Source organism: Pseudomonas ulcerans, from assembly GCF_036324125.1.
Classification (GTDB): Bacteria; Pseudomonadota; Gammaproteobacteria; order Pseudomonadales; family Pseudomonadaceae; genus Aquipseudomonas; species Aquipseudomonas ulcerans.
On record NZ_JAZDQN010000009.1, the window covers coordinates 96,875 to 112,346 of the forward strand.

14 protein-coding genes are annotated in these 15,472 nt (G+C 63.1%); 6 read left to right on the top strand and 8 right to left on the bottom strand.

Annotation, left to right across the window (positions count from 1 at the left end):
• Positions 1-70: 70 nt before the first annotated feature.
• From V0R59_RS11005 to V0R59_RS11015, 3 genes are all read left to right on the top strand, one after another.
• The gene (locus tag V0R59_RS11005; protein WP_330073876.1) at positions 71-670 is read left to right on the top strand and encodes a tail assembly protein; all 600 of its coding nucleotides are present in this window, start codon (positions 71-73) and stop codon (positions 668-670) included.
• Entirely contained in the window at positions 667-1,122 is a 456-nt protein-coding gene (locus V0R59_RS11010; protein ID WP_330073877.1) for a hypothetical protein, read from the top strand. The genes V0R59_RS11005 and V0R59_RS11010 overlap by 4 nt, the downstream gene beginning before the upstream one ends.
• A 237-nt stretch (positions 1,123-1,359) precedes the next feature.
• Positions 1,360-1,536 carry a hypothetical protein gene (locus V0R59_RS11015; RefSeq protein ID WP_178097494.1) on the top strand — a complete coding sequence of 59 codons (177 nt, stop codon included), beginning with the start codon at positions 1,360-1,362 and terminating at the stop codon, positions 1,534-1,536.
• A 285-nt stretch (positions 1,537-1,821) separates the two neighbouring features.
• Here the strand turns inward: V0R59_RS11015 and V0R59_RS11020 are convergent, their stop codons facing one another.
• Entirely contained in the window at positions 1,822-2,004 is a 183-nt protein-coding gene (locus tag V0R59_RS11020; protein WP_330073878.1) for a hypothetical protein, read from the bottom strand.
• 1,598 nt (positions 2,005-3,602) lie between these two features.
• Between V0R59_RS11020 and V0R59_RS11025 the strand changes: the two genes are divergently transcribed.
• Both V0R59_RS11025 and V0R59_RS11030 read left to right on the top strand, forming a co-directional pair.
• Positions 3,603-3,806, top strand: a complete 204-nt coding sequence (locus tag V0R59_RS11025) for a hypothetical protein (protein ID WP_232862130.1) — start codon at positions 3,603-3,605, stop codon at positions 3,804-3,806.
• Between the two features lie 557 nt (positions 3,807-4,363).
• Positions 4,364-4,876, top strand: a complete 513-nt coding sequence (locus V0R59_RS11030) for a GNAT family N-acetyltransferase (RefSeq protein WP_330073879.1) — start codon at positions 4,364-4,366, stop codon at positions 4,874-4,876.
• Between the two features lie 76 nt (positions 4,877-4,952).
• Here V0R59_RS11030 and metE read toward each other — a convergent pair whose 3' ends face one another.
• Positions 4,953-7,253: a 5-methyltetrahydropteroyltriglutamate--homocysteine S-methyltransferase gene (gene metE, locus V0R59_RS11035; RefSeq protein ID WP_330073880.1), complete on the bottom strand. Its 2,301-nt coding sequence runs from the start codon at positions 7,251-7,253 to the stop codon at positions 4,953-4,955.
• A gap of 217 nt (positions 7,254-7,470) precedes the next feature.
• On the opposite strand from metE, the gene V0R59_RS11040 reads away from it, so the two are divergent.
• Positions 7,471-8,946, top strand: a complete 1,476-nt coding sequence (locus V0R59_RS11040) for a methylenetetrahydrofolate reductase C-terminal domain-containing protein (protein ID WP_330073881.1) — start codon at positions 7,471-7,473, stop codon at positions 8,944-8,946.
• A 4-nt stretch (positions 8,947-8,950) separates the two neighbouring features.
• Here the strand turns inward: V0R59_RS11040 and V0R59_RS11045 are convergent, their stop codons facing one another.
• From V0R59_RS11045 to V0R59_RS11070, 6 genes are all read right to left on the bottom strand, one after another.
• Complete coding sequence (locus V0R59_RS11045; RefSeq protein WP_330073882.1) at positions 8,951-10,249, bottom strand: type II toxin-antitoxin system HipA family toxin; 1,299 nt, start codon at positions 10,247-10,249, stop codon at positions 8,951-8,953.
• Positions 10,246-10,623 (bottom strand): helix-turn-helix domain-containing protein, encoded by a 378-nt coding sequence (locus V0R59_RS11050; RefSeq protein WP_330073883.1) that lies wholly within the window; start codon positions 10,621-10,623, stop codon positions 10,246-10,248. Before V0R59_RS11050 ends, V0R59_RS11045 begins: the two co-directional genes overlap by 4 nt.
• Positions 10,624-10,925: 302 nt before the next feature.
• The gene (locus V0R59_RS11055; RefSeq protein ID WP_330073884.1) at positions 10,926-11,258 is read right to left on the bottom strand and encodes a DUF3325 domain-containing protein; all 333 of its coding nucleotides are present in this window, start codon (positions 11,256-11,258) and stop codon (positions 10,926-10,928) included.
• Position 11,259: 1 nt separating this feature from the next.
• Positions 11,260-12,807: a PepSY-associated TM helix domain-containing protein gene (locus V0R59_RS11060; protein WP_330073885.1), complete on the bottom strand. Its 1,548-nt coding sequence runs from the start codon at positions 12,805-12,807 to the stop codon at positions 11,260-11,262.
• Positions 12,804-13,091 (bottom strand): iron transporter, encoded by a 288-nt coding sequence (locus V0R59_RS11065; protein ID WP_330073886.1) that lies wholly within the window; start codon positions 13,089-13,091, stop codon positions 12,804-12,806. Before V0R59_RS11065 ends, V0R59_RS11060 begins: the two co-directional genes overlap by 4 nt.
• Before the next feature lie 146 nt (positions 13,092-13,237).
• Positions 13,238-15,451 carry a TonB-dependent siderophore receptor gene (locus tag V0R59_RS11070; protein ID WP_330073887.1) on the bottom strand — a complete coding sequence of 738 codons (2,214 nt, stop codon included), beginning with the start codon at positions 15,449-15,451 and terminating at the stop codon, positions 13,238-13,240.
• Positions 15,452-15,472 lie beyond the last annotated feature (21 nt).

Genomic DNA, 15,472 nt, shown 5'->3' on the forward strand with positions numbered 1-15,472 from the left:
CGGCCCGACCAATCACACCACCGGGCACTTGCCCATACCAAGCGCCAGCGGCGCATCAAGGAGTTTACTCATGGCAGCTACAGCAGCTCATTACACCCCGCGGACGAAAGTGCGCCTACTCGGCTTCCTTCGAAAAAAATACTTTAAAACACAGAGTTTTCTGCTGGATCGGGGCGACACAAAGGAGGCAGTCAAAGCGATCGACGTGAACTACCCTGGCTTCGCCCAAGATGTAGCCGATGCTGAAAGTCGAGGGCTGCGGTTCGCGGTTTTTAAGAATGGCAAAAACATCGGACAGGATGAACTTGACCTGGGGGGAGCTCGGGAGCTGTGGTTCGTGCCTGTAATCCAGGGCAGCAAGCGGGCAGGAGTTCTGCAAACCATCATCGGGGTGGCGCTGATCGTCGCGTCGTTTTTTGTGGCGCCAGGGTCTCAGCCGGCCCTCCTTGCCGCAGGTGTTGGAACAACGGCGGGCGGTGTTATCCAAATGCTCAGCCCCCAGGCCAAAGGCCTCTCCCAAAGCGCAGCTCCTGAAAACATGCCGAGTTACGCGTTTGGCTCGGCGAAAAACACCACCGCCAGCGGCAACCCTGTCCCGATCTGCATCGGCAAGCGCCGCTGGGGCGGGGCGATCATCTCCGCGTCGATCTATGCGGAGGACAAGGTATGAACGTACGTGAAAGGATCGCTCACACGATTAAGGCTATCGCTCAAAAAGATCACGCCCAGGTCCGTCAGTTGATAGATAACTGCCCCACAGAGCATGTGGAAGTCGCAAGCCTGGAGTTTCTCAACACGACGAGAATGCTATGTCGTGTGGCCCAGCTTTTCGAGTGCGAGATGCGCGGTCTGGCATTGAACTTCGCGAGTTCAGCTATGGATGGTGCCGCTAAACTGGAATGTCTTGATCAGATCGCCGCAGCGAACCAAGCTTTTGCAGATTTCTGCAGCGACCATGGCGTGAGTACGCGAGATCTGATTAGCACCATTGGTGGTCATCATCCCGCGGTCGTCTATCTGACAGGGCTGTCTCCAAGTGCCAAGGGCGACCTTGTCGAGAGCTGGCGGCATTCGTTCACTGTTGCCGCTGGCGCCGAGATGCTCGGAGAGCGTCGTCACTGATTGGGCTTTGGTCGAGCGCATGTTAGCTTTTCCGTTTCTTGAGTAACGGATGACTGAACCATGCGCTCTACCGGCCTAGCCATAATCGCAACTCTTGCCCTCAGTGTCGCGGGCTGTTATTCACCCGGTGAACTGATACAGAAGGGCCCGACCTATTCTGCTCAGACAGCAAAGCAGCCCAAGGCATACGCTCTGTGCGTCTTCCCTCAGTGGCAGGAGAGTCGCCCAGGGGCTACGTTGGCTGAAACCGAAAGCGGTTACCGCCTGCTCAGTGGTGACGATATGGGCACCAACGAGATTTTGCAGATCACCAAGTCCGCCAGCGGCAGCGATGTGAAGTTCTATCAGCGCTGGTACATGGATTTTGGCGCTGGTAGAGCAACGGCGCTGGAGTCGACGAAGAGCTGCCTGTGACTGATTCCGCGCCACAAAATTCGACCCCACCCTTTTGTGGCGCGAGACAGACCAAAGCGTCTGATTCGGACCATATCGTCTGTCTCGTTGAGCTGGTCATGCGTGGTGGTAACCAACGGTGGTAGCCGCACCTGGTAACCAGCCTGACCGCGGTGACCGACACTCCCAGCGCCAGCGCTCAACCTTGACAATTGTTAACAGGCTGGAAGGCTGGCCAGCCCCTGCCCGGTACTAACATTTGCTAACAGGGCAGGGCTCGATCAGTGGCGCCGGGCCGCTTCGATGTCAACATTTGTCAACGTCTGGCCAAGTGCTGGCGCTGACCAGATCGCCCGGCATCCACTCCGGTATCCACGAAATGCGCAGTTCCAGCGGGAAGTCCTGGCCTGTTTCACGCAGAGCTTCACGCACGATCGTCACGCAGGCGAGGTGCGTGAAATCTTCCACGGCACGCAGCCAGGTACGCATTTCAGGCGCTGGTGCTGGGCCAGTTCGCACCGGTGGTTCGCGCTGTAGGTTCGCAACCTCTATGCGCGAACCTGGCGGCCTGCATGTTGAGAAATGTTGAGGTTGTCAGGCGATGGTTTCCACTGGGGTTTCCACGGTATTACAGCCTAGCCAGTGGCAACCGGTCCGGTGCGCCCTGAATCGAAAGACCACATGAAAACCACAATGCCCGCCGCCCAGCGCCAGCCGATCCGATCTCAGGTTTTCTCAGGTTCTACTGTGTCGAAAGCGACACACTGTGTAGGAATCAACACGGTGCCGAGCGGCGCCACTTTGACCACGCTTTGACGGAATGTGAGACAGGCATGAGACGGAACCCAGCGCCGGGTGGGCGTCAGAGGCCCAGCCTATGCGGGAGGCCGTCAAAGTCGAGGCCGTGGCCGCCTCATACCCCTGACAGGCCCCTGACGGATTTTGGACAGCTTTGGACGGATCGGCGCTGGTGTTGCGCGGTGGTGCTGGCGCTATGGCGTGTGATGGCTGGCTGTCAGTCTGGTGGTGGGCTGCTCCGCCCGCACGCTCGTCCAAAATCGCCAGGTGGAACTAGACCAGCACTAGACCCAACTAGACGGTGAGCGGTGGCCCCCTGCGCTGGATCACTTGCCGGGCCTGGCCTGCGCCTATGCGTGATGGGCTGGCGCGGACAGTTCCGTCTAATGCCGAGGCCCGAATTCTGGACAGGCTCTGGACGGATCGGCGCCAGCACCAGCAGGTGAAATGACGTGGGGCGCTGATTTACCTGGGGCGCGGGAGACTGGTCACCATCGACCGGCGAACACCCGTCCAGAATGGCCGGAGAGTGGCGAAAATCTTGACAGGCCTTGACGAAATCCTTGACAGACCCCTGACGGATTCAGCCGCCGGCGCTTGAGCAGGATCGGCTCTAAGCCTTGTTGTACAAGGGCTGGCGCTGAGTCTAGCCGACCTGTGGGAGCGGAGGCCGTCAAGAATTTCCGAGGGTGCTCGTCAAGGGAAACCGGGTAGTCCAGAGCCTGACAAAACCTTATATTCCGGGCCCGAAAAAGGGCGGCCAAAGTGACTCGCCCCTCCGCCGCGGGCCATGGTCGTCACCACAGCTAAGGGGATGGTGGATATCACCACGCCCTTACTGCAAAGGTGTTTCCCTGGCGGAGACACCCCGAAAGCTAGGAGCATCACCTGGGGCTGGCCAGCCTCGGCGAAACTACCAATATCGATCGACTCGACGAGCGCCAGCGTGTGGAAAACGAGACGCTGTGTAGAAATCGACACGGTGGACTGGCTCTCAACGCGATACAGAACCAGGCAGGTATGGTCGCCGCCGTTCGCGAGAACCAGGCAGACCTGGCAGCGGAGCGGGAACAGCCCCAGAGTGACCTAATCCTGGCGGCGAAGGTGCGCCAGGCCGGGGGGGGCAGCAGGTCTGACGAGAAAGCGCAGGAGCAACGAAAATCTGCAGGTTGCGCAGGTCCTGCAGGTGGCCGACCTGCCCGCCGCGAACTACCCGGGTGCTGGGTAGTTATAAGATAATCAGGCGCCCAGCTCACCCCGTTGAGTGCCACCACATCGAGGGCCGCTCCATGTCCGTTATCGACTGCGACTACTTACCCGACCCGGAACCGATCACCTTCCCGCCTGAGCTGGCGCTACTGATCGTCAGGAAGGCCGCCGCCATGGCCGAGGCATTCGAGAGCAAAGCCCTCGACCAGATGACCACGGACGCCAGCAGGGCGCTTCGCGATGGAATGGAGCCGCGTAGGATCATCAGGCAGATGGGGCTGTAATTACGGGATTCTCCGTAATTGCCGATAAGGGGTTGCTGTCATAGCAACACCCGCCAGCGGGCACTCACGGTCATTGGGTGGTGAAGCGCCACCCCACCCTTCCTGGCGGCTGGTATTCCCCGGTGAGGTGAACGATCCGTTCACCCAGTGGCCTCCCCCTGACCTAACCGTGACAGGTGCCGAGCACTACCCCGAAACAGGGTGGCAATAACGTCGCAACGTGCCGCCCGGACCATCACCGGCAATCATGGAAAAACGGGCAAAAACGGCCCAGCAGCGAGTACCGTGTATCCCCTGGTGTATCCCCAAAAAACACGAAACCTGAAAACCCTTTAAATACAGGAACATTACGATCAGGTTCAAATGACTGTGTACCACCATACCCCGCCCTGAGGTTGAAACCTGACCTCAAGGCAAACGAAAAAGCCCGCCTCGCGCGGGCTTTTTTGCGTCTGGGGCATTCGTCCTTGTCGCCCCCCCTCACATCCGCCCGCCCCCGTTACCCGCCTGCAACCTCATGGTTTATGGTCGTCGTCCGAAGACCGGGAGAAACGCTCATGCATAGCACCGTGAACATCCGCAACGAACAGGTCGAAGACATCGACGCCATAACGCGACTGACCACGGCCGCCTTTGAACACGAAGAACACTCAAACCACACCGAGCAGTTCATCGTCAACGCGCTACGCCGCAGCAAGCAGCTCACCCTTTCCCTGGTGGCGGTGGAGAACGGCGAGATCATCGGCCATGTCGCGGTATCCCCGGTTCAGGTTTCGTCTGGGGCAACAGGATGGTTCGGGCTTGGACCGATTTCGGTATGGCCGGATCACCAAGGGCAAGGCATCGGCTCGGCCTTGATGAAAGCCGCCCTGGCGGAGCTGCAACGTCTTGGCGGCATCGGTTGCGTCGTGCTGGGCGATCCTGGCTACTACGGGCGCTTCGGTTTCAAGCCGTGCCCGGACCTGGAACTGCCCGGGGTTCCCCAGGAATACTTCCAGGCACAGGCCTTTGCCGGTGAAGTGCCAACAGGCACCGTGCGCTATCACGAGGCGTTTGAGGCCACCGAGTAGGCGGCGCTGCGGGTAAAAGGCAAGACGGGACGCGCTGCGTCCCGTCTTGCGTCTTGAGGTTGCCTGATGAACTGCATCACCCCATCAGGGCAACATCCCCACGCAACTCCCGCGCCGCCGCCACCATGTTCACCAGCGCCGCCTCGGTCTCCGACCAGGCCCGGGTCTTCAGGCCGCAATCCGGGTTGACCCACAACCGCTGCGGTGGAATCCGCCGGGCCGCCTTGCGCAGCAGCCCGACCATCTCTTCCCGGCCCGGCACCCGCGGCGAGTGGATGTCGTACACCCCGGGGCCGATCTCGTTCGGGTAGTCGAACTTCTCGAACGCCTCCAGCAACTCCATGTCCGAGCGCGAGGTCTCGATGGTAATGACGTCGGCGTCCATGGCCGCGATCGACTCGATCACATCGTTGAACTCGCTGTAGCACATGTGGGTGTGGGTCTGGGTTTCGTCACGCACACCGCTGGCGCACAGGCGGAAGGCTTCCGTCGCCCAGTCCAGGTAATGCGTCCAGGCGCTGCGGCGCAGTGGCAAGCCTTCGCGGAAGGCGGCTTCGTCGATCTGCACGATCCTGATGCCAGCGGCCTCCAGGTCGAGCACTTCGTCGCGGATCGCCAGGGCCAACTGCCTGGCCTGGATTTCACGGCTCACGTCTTCCCGCGGGAAGGACCACATCAGCATGGTCACCGGGCCGGTGAGCATGCCTTTCATGACCTTGTTGGTCAGGCCCTGGGCATAGCGGGTCCACTCCACGGTCATGGCTTTCGGGCGGCTCAGGTCGCCGAAGATCAGCGCCGGTTTCACGCAGCGCGAGCCATAGCTCTGCACCCAGCCGAAACGGGTGAAGGCGTAGCCGTCCAACTGCTCGGCGAAGTACTCGACCATGTCGTTGCGCTCGGCCTCGCCATGGACCAGCACGTCCAGGCCCAGGTGCTCCTGGATCTGCACTGCATGACGGATTTCACCGCGCATGGCTTCGACGTAGTCGGCCTCGGCCAGCCTGCCCTGCTTGAACGCCTGGCGCGCCAGGCGGATTGCCGGGGTCTGCGGGAATGAACCGATGGTGGTGGTGGGGAACGCCGGCAGGTCGAGAACGGCGCGCTGCCTGGCGATGCGCTGCTCGAAGGGCGAGTGACGCTGGCTGTCCGCCGGCTTGATCGCCGCCAGGCGTGCCTGCACTGCCGCCTTGTGGATACGTGGCGAAGCGGCCCGGCTAGCCTGCACGGCGCGGCTCTGTTCAATGGCAGCGAGCACAGCGGGCGCTTGCGGCTGGTTGATGGCCTGGGTCAGCACGGCGACTTCCTCGCACTTCTGCACGGCGAAGGCCAGCCAGCTTTTCAGCTCGGCATCCAGCCCGTCTTCACGCGCCAGGTCCACCGGGCTGTGCAGCAGCGAGCAGGACGGCGCGATCCACAGGCGATCGCCCAGGCGTTCGGCAGCATGACGCAACACGTCGAGGGCCTTCTCCAGGTCGCAGCGCCAGACGTTGCGACCGTTGACCACGCCGAGGGACAGCACCTTGTAGGCCGGCAGGCGGTCGAGAATCGTCGGGTACTGCTCGGGGGCACGCACCAGGTCGATATGCAGGCCGTCGACCGGCAGGTTGGCGGCCAGCCCGAGGTTTTCTTCCAGTCCGCCGAAGAAGGTGGCGACCAGCTTCTTCAGCGGTGCGCGCTGGAGGATGTTGTAGACGCGCTCGTAGGCGTTCTTCCAGTCCTGCGGCAGGTCGAGGACCAGGATCGGCTCGTCGATCTGCACCCATTCCACGCCCTGCGCGGCCAGGCGATTGAAGATCTGGTCGTACAGCGGCAACAGGCGCTCGACCAGGTCGAGCTTGTCGAAGTCGGCGCCCTTGGTCTTGCCCAGCCACAGGTAGGTCAGCGGGCCGATCACCACCGGCTTGACCGCATGGCCAAGGGCCAGGGCCTCGTCGACTTCCTCGAACAGCTGCTCCCAGCGAAGGGTGAACTGCTGGTCGGCAGCGAACTCGGGGACCAGGTAGTGGTAGTTGGTGTCGAACCACTTGGTCATTTCCTGGGCGTGGGCGCCGCCACAGCAGCTGTCAGAGACACCGCGGGCCATGGCGAACAGGGTCTGCAGGGTTGGCCTGGCATCGCCGTGGCCGCGGAAGCGCTCGGGGATCACGCCGAAGGTCAGCGAATGGGTCAGGACCTGGTCGTACCAGGCGAAGTCGCCCACCGGCAGCAACTCGATCCCGGCATCTTTCTGCACCTGCCAGTGGGCGGCCCGCAGCTCGCGGCCGACGGCACACAGCCCGGCTTCGTCCAACTCGCCTTTCCAGAAGGCTTCCTGGGCCTTCTTCAGCTCACGGTCGCGTCCGATGCGGGGGAAACCCAGGTTATGTGCCAAGGCCATGTGCAGATCCCTCAAGAATGAAAATGAATGAGAGAATTCTGCGGACCAGCCTTGAATGAGACAAACTCATTTTCTTAACGATGATCTAGAGAATCTCTCACGATGCAGTCCTGTCTGATGTCTCTTTCAAAACATTCCCCTGCGTTTTCGGACATGGGCCGCACCCGGCCCTGCCGCAGAATCGTCGGGTCGATGAGCTGAGCCGATGGCGCCCCACATGAACCCGTTGAAACAGGCCCTGCGCGAACGGCAGTTCGTTTGCGTGATGGAATTCGTGCCCAAGCCGCAACGCATGGCCGCATTCGAAACGCTGATGCAGCGTGGCCAGCTGTGCGGCTGGCCGATGCTCGCCGGCATCGCCGACCGGGTCGGCAGCAACCTCGACCTGTCCCCCCTGGATACCTACAGCGCCCTCTCCCGGCCTGTCCCGGTGATCCCCCACTTCTCCGGCAAGGACCGCGAGCGCCAGGACCTGCTGGCGCAACTGGAACGCATGGACGGCCTCGGTCTCGACCAGCTCCTGCTGCTCACCGGCGACCGCCTCCACGGCCATGTGCCGGGGGAGCGACCGGTGCGCTACCTGGAGTCGGTGGCCGCCCTCGGTATCGTCCGCCAGGCGCGGCCAGACTGGCTGCTGGGTGCCGCGCTCAACCCGTTCAAGTACCGCGAGGAAGAAGGTGGCGCGCAGTACTTCAAGGCGCAGAAGAAACTCGCCGCCGGGGCTGATTTCTTCATCCTCCAGCTCGGCTTCGACATGGCCAAGTACCGCGAGGCCATGGACTGGATGAAGCGCCAGCCGACGCCGCGGCCGATGCTGGCGTGCATCATGGGCCTGACCCATGGCCGGGCGAAGATGCTCGAACATGTTGCCGGGGTCACCGTGTCACCCTCGATGCGCGCGCTGGTGGCGGCGGAGGAAGCGGTGTCGAAGGCCTTTGCCCAAGAGCGCAGCGTCAGCCGCCTGGCCTTGCAGATCATCGGCCTGCAATGGCTCGGCTATGCCGGGATCAACCTGTCCGGCGTGCATGAGCTGGAGCAGTTGCTGGCCCTGGAAAAGGCCCTGGACAGCTGGAACGGGAAGATCCGCAGCGAAGAGGAATGGGCCATCGCCTGGGCCGAAAGCTGGCGCATGCCGGAAGGGCCGCCGGTGAGCTTCCATCCGCCGGCGTCGGACTGGAGGGCGGGTGAATCGCAGGTCCAGGCCAGCACGCGGGAGAAGCTGCGCTATCACTTGCTGTCCGCGTTCCATTCCCAGTTCTTCAGCCGCAGCACCTGGCTGAGCCGTGCCTTCGGATGGGCAGTACGCCGGCCGATGTGGTCGACCCCGACAGGAGCACGCTGGCTGCACAGGCTGGAGCGCAAGGTGAAACGCCCCCTGGTGGGCTGCGATACCTGCGGCAGTTGCCGGCTGGAGGACACCCTGTACGTCTGCCCCGAAACCTGCCCCAAGGGACTGGCCAACGGCCCCTGCGGCGGCACCCGGCTGAACCGCTGCGAGTTCGGCGACCGCGAATGCATCCACAGCTTCAAGTACCGCACCGCGAAATCCGTGGGGCAGACGGCAGTGCTGACGGATCGGTTGATTCCCTGCGTGGAAGTGGGCGGGCGACAGCGCAGTTCGTGGCCGGGATGGTTCGAAGTCGGCTCGGAAGGAAACGCCCCGGAGCAGGTCGGGAGCACCGCGCTCCCCTGAGCCCTCAGGCCGCCAGATAGAGGCGATGCGAGCGTGCGATCGCCTCGACTGTCGCTGGTGCCACCCCGACACCGCGCGCTATCTCCGGCCAGCGGGCCACGGCATCGGCAACCTCGCGCACCACCTGACGCGCATCCATGCCCCTGACCTGCTCCCCCACTGCCAGCAGGTCATCCAGGATGAAATCGTCGCGTTTGCCGTTGATCGTCATCTGATGGCTGTCGACCCAGAAGTTGCCCGGCAGGTACGACCAGGTCACGTCATAAGCCGGAGACAGGTACCAGGTGCCATCGGTATCCATCAGGAAGCCGATGTTCTTGGTGTGGTCATCCTGATTGCGCGCGATGACGTTGAAGACCATGCGCCGGAAAAACTGCACCGCCTCGTCACGCCCCAGCCTGAGCATGCGCATCACGGCGAAGGCTTCGGCATAGGAGTAGTCACCAGGCTTCTTGTAGTCGGCATGGTCGAGGGCGCACAAGGTCGCCATGTGAATCTTCTCCCCGGCGTCGTTGCGGTCGAAACGCCGGGTCATGAAATGTGCGCGCCCGCCCTCTTCCAGTAGCCGGCACTCGCTCATCTGCACCCCGGCCTCCTTGGCCATCAGGTGGTAGGCATACTCGATACGCCCATAACCCTGGCTATCGGCCAACAGGTCGGTGTGCCTGGCGACATCGAATTTCAGCAGCCAGTAGCTGTAGCCAGGCGGGGCCTTGATCTGCCCGGAGCGAATATCCCCAGCGTCGTTGATGGCGATGATCGCCTTGGCCCGCGCCCCACCCGCACTGGTGCCGACCTGGATCAGGCGCTGCAGGGCCGACTCGTCGACGCTCGGGTCATGGGCGCTCAATCGGTCCTCCAGGCTGGTGCGACTGGACAGCACCTCGCCGGCCAACTGCACCAGCGCATGGATCTCGATGCGCTGTGCCTGGTCCATCTCGGCGTTCAGCGCCGGGTGATACTCCAGCGCCCCCATGCCGCGGCTGCCCTGGTAGAGCAGTCTCTCCACCGGCGAAAACCCCTGCCGGTCCCGCCCGCGCTGGGCAAGCCAGGCATTGATCAGGGCGGTGCCGAAATCGTCGGGCAGGGAATCGGCGAAGATCGCCGGCAATGCGTGGAATGTCTCCCGGTTCAACCCCGGGAAGACGTAGGTGTAGTCGGCACGCAACGGCATATGGATCGGCGAGATCTGCAAACCGCTGCGCACGAACTCGGCGGCGTATTCAAACTCGCCCGTCCGGGTGGCTTCGTCCCAGTTCAGGGCGCCCACGTACAGATCCCATAGATAGATTTTCGCGATCACCAGTCAATGTCCTTTTTTCCTGCCGGAGCCAGCAACGGTTTCCTGCCACTTGCCGGCAGAGGCTCGTTGTCCTTTTTCCGTGGGCTGGAGGCGCGAATCCTTTGCTTGCCGGCCATCCTGGCCATCTGGATCGGGCTGGGCCGCACCTCGTCGGTGAGAGAGCCTAGTCGGTCCAGTTCATCGATCACCCGCAGGACCGCGATCAGATTCAGAAGCGTCCCTTTGCCTTTGAGCAGATTTCGCAGGGTCTGGCGGGAAATGCCTGCCTCATGGGCAACCACTTCCAGATGGATGTTTTTCTTTAGCCTGAGGGCTTCGATGCGTGAACCGATCAGTTCGGCAATGGCCTGATCGCTCATGGAAAGCATACGCATAGCGGGTGACTTCCTTACCGTTAAGTCGCTTTATCGTCAGTATCGAACAGAATTCTAGCCACAATACTGAAACAAGCCAAAAACCAAAACAACGAATAAGATTTCAACCGCTAACGCATAAAAATATCAAATACGGCTATTTTTCTATCCACTAAACACAATCGCTTCCTGCTCTCGGATTAATCCCGAAAGGTAATCAAGATGCACTGTTCTTTCAGCAAGGTCCTACCCGAGAACTCTGCAGTCTTGAGCACTGCATCAGGAAGGTCCTCCAGTCCGACTCGATGTTTCCGACCTTGACCTCATAGCATTCTCACGACACCAAGCAGCGGCAATCCGACAACTGCCAGCCATACCGCGGCCTTCGCCCGATAAGGCAACAACAGCACCAAGCCCAATCCCGCCAGCGACATCAAACCGAACCAGCCGATCGGCCCCATGGCCCAGCCCCAGGCCACGACGCTCGCGGCGAAACTGCCGCCCAGCGCCAGCCAGCCGCCGATGCGCAGTGCGCGGCGCAAGCGGGGCCCGGGCACACGCTGCCAGACCTGCTTGTAATGCCGCTCCAGCCCCAGGCATAGCCCGAGCATTCCGCTGTAGGCCAGCAACAGCCCTGTGGATAACATCAGGCTCATCTCAGTTGACCTCCGCCACGCCAGCAGCCCCGCGTCGTGCCGGACGCTCCTTCGCTGGCTGCGCCAGCTTCCAGCAGCACCAGCCCAGCAACGCCCCGATCACCACGCAGGTGAGCTCCAGGTGCACGAAGGCCCCACGATTGACGGTGAAGAAATTCAGCATCGGCAGCAGCAGGCACAGCAACGCCGCCAGCCCCAGTTGCTCGCGCCAGGCACTCAACCATGGCCTGGCGATGGCGTGCCCGAGGGTCGCCAGCCAGACCAGGAAGAACACCCGCACTTCCCAGCCACCGCGCTGCGCCAGCTCCACCGGCAGCAGGCGATTGGCCCAGAGCAAGCCGATGCAGGCGATGGACAACCCGGCCACCACGCTGACGTTCAGGCGTTCGGCCACGTGATACAGCAGCGCACCGAGCGCCCCCTCGCCCTCATGCCGACGCCGGCGCTTGACGGTGAACAGCACCAGCCCGGTGGCGATCATGGCGCAGCTCGCCAGGCCGCAGAGGAAGTACAACCAGCGCATCGGATAACCGCCGAACTGGGCGAAGTGCATGCCCGACATCACCCGCTGGGTCAGCAGGCTCGGGCGGCTTTGCGCCGGTGCGCGCAGGACCTGGCCGCTGACGCCGTCGAAGAGCATGCTCTGCCCCTTGGTCAGCTCGATGCGATTGCCCAGCACCGGGCGTACCTCTATCCGTGCATCACTGCGCCCCGGGTTCTGGATCGACAGGCCGGACAACGGGCCCATGGCCTGCTCGGCCGCCACCAGTACCGGCCCCAGGTCGGTCAGCGCTGCCGCCTCGCCCGGCGCCCCTCGCCCGCCGCGTTGTCCATGCTGGGCATGCTGCTCCGCCGGCATCCCGCGCAGTGCCCGATTGAGCGCGTCGCGGTCGCCGTCGAACAGCGCGTCGGACGCCGCCGGCATGTAGATCAGGTAGAAGATCACCAACCCGGTGTAGGTGATCATCAGGTGGAACGGCAGCACCAGCACGGCCGTGGCGTTATGCGCATCAAGCCAGGAGCGCTGGCCTTTGGCCGGGCGGAAGGTGAAGAACTCCTTGAAGAATTTCTTGTGAATGACGATGCCGCTGACCAGCGCCGCGAGCATGGCCATGGCAGCCAGGCCGACCACCCAGATACCGAAGTTGCGCGGCAGGTTGAGGGTGAAGTGGAAGCGGAAGAAGAAGCTGCCACCGGCGGTTTCGCGCACCTCCAGTGGCTCGCCCGTGATTGGGTCGAGGGCCACGCCGCCACCGCGACGTTGCTCGCCGGCGGACACGCTCAGGGTCGGCGAACGCTCGCCCGGCAAGCCGATGTTCCAGGCGCTGGCGCCGGCGTGGTTGCTTTGCAGGTAGTCCAGCGCACGTTGCGCCGCCTCTGCCTGGCTCACCGAATGGGCCGGGATTTCCGGGCGCATCCAGGCATCGATTTCCTTGTCGAACACGGCCAGCGTGCCGGTGAGGAAAATGGCGAAGAGCACCCAGCCGAACACCAGGCCGCTCCAGGTGTGCATCCATGACAGCGACTGGGTGATGGTCCTGTGTTTCATCCCAGGCGCTCCAGCAGTTGCGGCCAGAAACCGACCAGCGCCAGCGGCACCGCCGTGGCCAGGCCGGCCCAGGCGCGAGCGGCGCTGCGGCAGGCGAAGGCCCAGAGGATGGCGCCGGTGTAGACGGCGAAGGACAGCAGGGTAGCGACCACCAGTGCATCACCCTTGCCCAGCGGCAACACACGAGCCAGGGCGGCGGTGAAGGCGTAGGTGAAGGCATAGCCGCCGAGGATGGCGGCGGTGATGCGCGAGAGCATGGGCCAGGCAAAGGTCGTGGTTTTCATTGGTACCTCAACATGGAAGCAACGCAGCCCCTGTACGAGGCCGCCCGGAACAGGGTCCGCATTGCCCTTGAGCTGTGTTCTGGCCAGAAAGGCTGGGCGGGCTCTCACAGGGTCCACATCCAGCCTCTGGCTCCAGGTTGTTCAGCTCAGAAGCTGGTCGTCACCGACGCATAGAACGCCCGGCCCGGCTCGTTGTAGGTGCTGGCCCCGGCGCTGGTGCCGGCGCCCTCGCGGTACACGCGCTTGTCGAACAGGTTGTTGATGCCGGCGCCGAACGACACGTGCTTGCTCAGCTCATAGGTACCGCCCACACCCCACACATGGTACGGATCGAGGGTCTTCAATTCGTTCACGGCGGTCACGTCGACATCCCGGGTCGGGTTGAAGCGGCGCGGCTCCTGCTTGCCGTAGTAAGTCCCGGTCAGGGTCAGGGAAAGCGCTTCGGTCACCTGCCAGTCGAGCATGCTGTTGACCGTGTATTCCGGCACCACCGACAACGGGTTGCCGTCGCTGTCCTCGTTCGACTCCATGTAGGTGAAGTTGGTGTTCCAGCTGAGGACCTCGCCCGCCTCGCCCAGCAGCGGCACGCCGATGTTGCCTTCCCAGCCCTTGACCACCGCGTCCTTGGCGTTGTCCCAGCGCAGGATCGCTTCGTTGGCCGACGTCCGGCCGGCGAGGTCGTTGGAGGAAACGATCTTGTTGTCGTAGTCGTTGCGGAAATAGGTCAGGCCGGCGCTCCAGCCATCCCGGGCGAAGCTGATGCCGATTTCCTTGTTGATGCTGATTTCCGGATCCAGGTCTTCGTTGCCCAGCACGTAGCAGCCGGTGGACGCCAGGCTCGGCGCACAACCATTGCCGTTGCTGCGGTACAGGTAGTTGGGGTTGGACTGGTACAGGTTCGGCGCCTTGAACGCACGGGCGATACCGCCCTTGAGGGTGATGTCCTCGGTGAGCTTGTACGAGGTGTTCAGGCTCGGGCTCCAGTTGGCGCCGAACTGGTCGTGGTGGTCCAGGCGCAGGCCGGGAGTCAGGGTCCAGTCGCGGGTCAGCTCGATGTTGTCTTCGGCATAGACCGCCATGATGGTCGCGTCCATGTCGCTGGCGCGGGCGCCAGCAGCGGAGTTCGGCAGGGTGGTGCCGATGGCGCGGTCCATCGTGCTCGGGTCGTCCAGTTCCTGGTAGTTCCATTCGGCGCCGAGGGTCAGGGTCTGTGGCAGCAGCACTTGCAGCGGGATGTCCAGTTGGCCCTGGACCAGGTAGCTGTCATAGGTGCTCGTGGACTTGTCGTTGCCGTTGATATCGCCGTCCACCGAACCGGTCTGGCCTTCCAGCAGACGGTTGTTGCGGGTCTTCTCGTACTGCGCGAGCAGGCGCGAGCTGCCGAATTCCCAGTCGCCGCGGTGGGTGACGGAGAAGTTCTGCCGGTACATCGTGTTGGTCTCGCGGCCCAGCCATTTGTTGATGGTGCTGCCCGGGGTCAGCGAGTCAGTGGCCCCGGTACCGACGTCGCCGGCGTAGATATTGCCCTGGCGGCTGAAGCCGCTTTCGAAATCGAGGGTCTGCTGGTTGTCCAGGGCCCAACTGAGCAAGGCGTTGAGGTCCTTGTTGCGCACGCCTTCGCGACCTGCGGCCAGGGAGCCGCCGGTGGCGGTGTGGTCGGCGTTGATATCGGCGTCGTCGGCATCGGTCTTGTTCAGGTTGCCGTAGACGCGGAAGGTCAGCGACTCGGTCAGCGGCCCGGCCAGGCTGAAGGTGGTGCGCTTGGCCACGCCTTCGGCGTCGTCCTCGGGCAGGTTGGTGAAGGCCGAGATGCTGCCGGTGAGCGCTTGTGTCGGACGCTTGGTGATGATGTTGACCACCCCGCCCATGGAGCCGGAGCCGTAGCGCGCCGCTGCCGGGCCGCGCAGGACCTCGATGCTCTCCACTTCGCTGGCCGGCACCCAGTTGCTGTCGCCGCGGGTGTCACGCTCGCCGGAGCGGGTGTAGCGCACCGAGTTGCGCGAGGTGACCGGCTTGCCGTCGATCAGGATCAGGGTGTTTTCCGGGCCCATGCCGCGCAGGTCGATCTGGCGGTTGTTGCCGCGGGTGCCGCTGGCACTGTTGCCGGTCAGGTTGACCCCGGGCATCTTGCGGATGATCTCGGAGAGGTCGTTCACCGGCGGACGCTTCTTGATGTCTTCCTCGGTGATCAGCGACACGCCGGGTGCCTGCTTCAGCTCTTCCGCCGCCGTGGCCACCACGTGGGTGTCGGTCAGTTCCAGGGCTTCGCCGGACGGCGCCTGGGTAGCGGCCAGCAGGGAAGAAGGGGAAATGGCCAGCAGGGCCAGGCAGAGAGGGTTGAGCTTGAACCGGGGTTGCATCGACGACGCTCCTTTCGCAGT

Bases quoted from the DNA above. Each gene is read 5' to 3' on its own strand.
- V0R59_RS11010 (WP_330073877.1), top strand. From the start codon at position 667: ATGAACGTACGTGAAAGGATCGCTCACACGATTAAGGCTATCGCTCAA.
- V0R59_RS11050 (WP_330073883.1), bottom strand. From the start codon at position 10,623: ATGCGTATGCTTTCCATGAGCGATCAGGCCATTGCCGAACTGATCGGT.
- V0R59_RS11025 (WP_232862130.1), top strand. From the start codon at position 3,603: ATGTCCGTTATCGACTGCGACTACTTACCCGACCCGGAACCGATCACC.
- V0R59_RS11040 (WP_330073881.1), top strand. From the start codon at position 7,471: ATGAACCCGTTGAAACAGGCCCTGCGCGAACGGCAGTTCGTTTGCGTG.
- V0R59_RS11055 (WP_330073884.1), bottom strand. From the start codon at position 11,258: ATGAGCCTGATGTTATCCACAGGGCTGTTGCTGGCCTACAGCGGAATG.
- V0R59_RS11005 (WP_330073876.1), top strand. From the start codon at position 71: ATGGCAGCTACAGCAGCTCATTACACCCCGCGGACGAAAGTGCGCCTA.
- V0R59_RS11060 (WP_330073885.1), bottom strand. From the start codon at position 12,807: ATGAAACACAGGACCATCACCCAGTCGCTGTCATGGATGCACACCTGG.
- V0R59_RS11030 (WP_330073879.1), top strand. From the start codon at position 4,364: ATGCATAGCACCGTGAACATCCGCAACGAACAGGTCGAAGACATCGAC.
- V0R59_RS11065 (WP_330073886.1), bottom strand. From the start codon at position 13,091: ATGAAAACCACGACCTTTGCCTGGCCCATGCTCTCGCGCATCACCGCC.
- metE (WP_330073880.1), bottom strand. From the start codon at position 7,253: ATGGCCTTGGCACATAACCTGGGTTTCCCCCGCATCGGACGCGACCGT.
- V0R59_RS11020 (WP_330073878.1), bottom strand. From the start codon at position 2,004: ATGCGTACCTGGCTGCGTGCCGTGGAAGATTTCACGCACCTCGCCTGC.
- V0R59_RS11070 (WP_330073887.1), bottom strand. From the start codon at position 15,451: ATGCAACCCCGGTTCAAGCTCAACCCTCTCTGCCTGGCCCTGCTGGCC.